Below are 2,215 nucleotides of genomic sequence, written 5' to 3'. Positions count from 1 at the left end.
GGTCCCTGCTGTCCGTCGCGGCCGCCCTTCCTCTCGCGATGCCCGGCCCGGCCCAGGCTCAGGAAGCTCCCACGCGGCTCGACGAGATCGCCGTGCAGGGCGGCGCCGGGACCGGCCTTCCGCCCAACGCCCCCGCCGACGCCGTCGGCGCAGAAGCCGCCGCGGCGCTGCGGACGCCGAGCCTCTCGCAAGCCTCGTCGGTCGGCCTCAACCTGCGCACGCCCTCGCGCTCGGCGAGCCGCCTCGGCCTCACGCCGCTGCAGACGCCGGCGAGCCTCGACATCATCTCGGGCGAGACCATCCGCCTGCGCGGACAGACCAGCGTGCTGGAAGCGGTCTCGCAGGACGGCACCGGCATCACCGCTTTCGGCTCGCCGGGCTCAGGCGTCGGCTTCTTCACCGCACGGGGCTTTGCCGGGCAGAACTCGATCCAGACGCTGTTCGACGGCACGCGGCTCTATGTCGGCGCCAACACCGTCACCTTCCCGTTCGATACTTGGAACGTCGAGCGCATCGAGGTGCTGCGCGGTCCGGCCTCCGTTCTCTACGGGGATGGGGCCATCGGCGGGATCGTCAACATCGTCTCGAAGAAGCCGCTGTTCACCCCGCTCAACGTCGCGCGGTTCGGGCTCGGGGAAGATGGCATCGCTCGTGCCGCGGTCGATTCGACCGGGCCGATCGGCGAGTCGCTGGCCTACCGCCTCAACGTCAGCGGCAACCGCGCCGATGGCTGGATCACGCCGGAGGGCGATTTCCGCAACCTCGCCGTCTCGGGTGCTCTGACGCTCCAGGCGACGCCGGATCTCGCCTTCACCCTCAGCCACGACCTCGGCTACCAGGAGCCCACCCGCTACTGGGGCACGCCGCTGGTGAACGGGCGGATCCCCGATTCCATCCGCTTCAACAACTACAACGTCCGCGACTCGAAGATCGCCTGGACCGACAACTGGACGCAGCTTAGAACCGAGTGGACCCCCTCGGCCGATGTGAGCGTCCGCAACACCGCCTACCGCCTGCAGAGCCGCCGGCACTGGCGCGACGTCGAGCAGTACCGCTTCAACCCGGCCACGGGCCTGGTCGACCGCTCCGACTACCTCGAAATCTACCACAGCCAGGAACAGATCGGGAATCGCTTCGACGCGACCTTCCGCCATTCGCTGTTCGGCTTCGCCAACACGGTCTCGGCCGGCTTCGACGTGAACCACGTCAGCTTCCGGCATACCAACAACTTCACCTTCTCCGAGACGCCGACGAGCGTTCCGCTGAACGGCTACGACCCCGGCTTCTTCCCGCCGGAGGGCCGAGCGAGCCCAGCCTACGCCACGCGAACGAATCAGGCCTCGGTCTTCGCCGAGGACCGGCTGTTCCTCACCGACCGGCTGTCCTTCCTCACCGGCGTGCGCTTCGACGCGCCGAACCTCACCCGGCAGGATCTGCGCAGCGGCGCGACGTTCGAGCGGTCGTTCCGCGCTCTCGGCTATCGTTTCGCCCTGCTCTATGAGCCGACGCCGGACACCTCGCTCTACGTGCAATACGCTACGGCGACGGACCCGGTGAACAGCCTGATCACCCTCTCCCAGTCGCTGGCCGGGTTCGAACTCTCGACCGGCCGTCAGGTCGAGGTCGGCGCCAAGGGCTTCGCCTTCGGCGGCGCCGTCGAGTGGACGCTGGCGGGATACCGGATCGTCAAGGACAACCTGATCTCGGCGGTTCCGGGCCAGCCGACGGTCTCGACCCAGGTCGGCCAGCAATCCTCCCTCGGCGCGGAGGCGGCGCTGTCCTGGCTTCCTGCCCCCGGTTGGCGGATCGATGCCAACCTCGCCCTGCTTCATGCCCAGTACGACGACTTCACCCAGAATGTCGGCGGCGTCGCCGTCTCCTATGCCGGCAATCAGCCGATCAACGTGCCCGAGCAGGTGGCCAATCTCTGGGTGAACTGGGCCTTTGCCCGCGACTGGGAGGGACGCGTCGGCCTCCAGCATGTCGGGGAGGTTTTCTCCGATTTCGGCAACACCGCGCGGCGGCCCGGCTACACGCTGGTCAATCTCGGCCTCGACCATCAGGTCACCGCCAGTTCGCGCCTGTCGCTGCGCGTGTTCAACCTGTTCGACAAGGTCTACGCCGTCGATGGCAGCGCCGTGAACGGCCTCGGCACCGCGTGGCTGCTGGGACGCCCCCGCTCGCTGGAGGTCGCCTACACGATCGCGTGGTGAGG

Annotated in this window: 1 protein-coding gene; it reads left to right on the top strand. The window is 68.4% G+C overall.

Annotation, left to right across the window (positions count from 1 at the left end; genetic code table 11):
* The coding region (locus HNR51_RS26510; protein WP_182556956.1) for a TonB-dependent receptor at positions 1-2,213 on the top strand (2,213 nt) is incomplete at its 5' end.
* Positions 2,214-2,215 lie beyond the last annotated feature (2 nt).

Source organism: Methylorubrum thiocyanatum, assembly GCA_014138645.1.
GTDB classification, from domain to species: domain Bacteria; phylum Pseudomonadota; class Alphaproteobacteria; order Rhizobiales; family Beijerinckiaceae; genus Methylobacterium; species Methylobacterium thiocyanatum.
The sequence above is the reverse complement of the archived record's forward strand: the minus strand, read 5'-3'. Positions and strand labels throughout refer to the sequence as shown.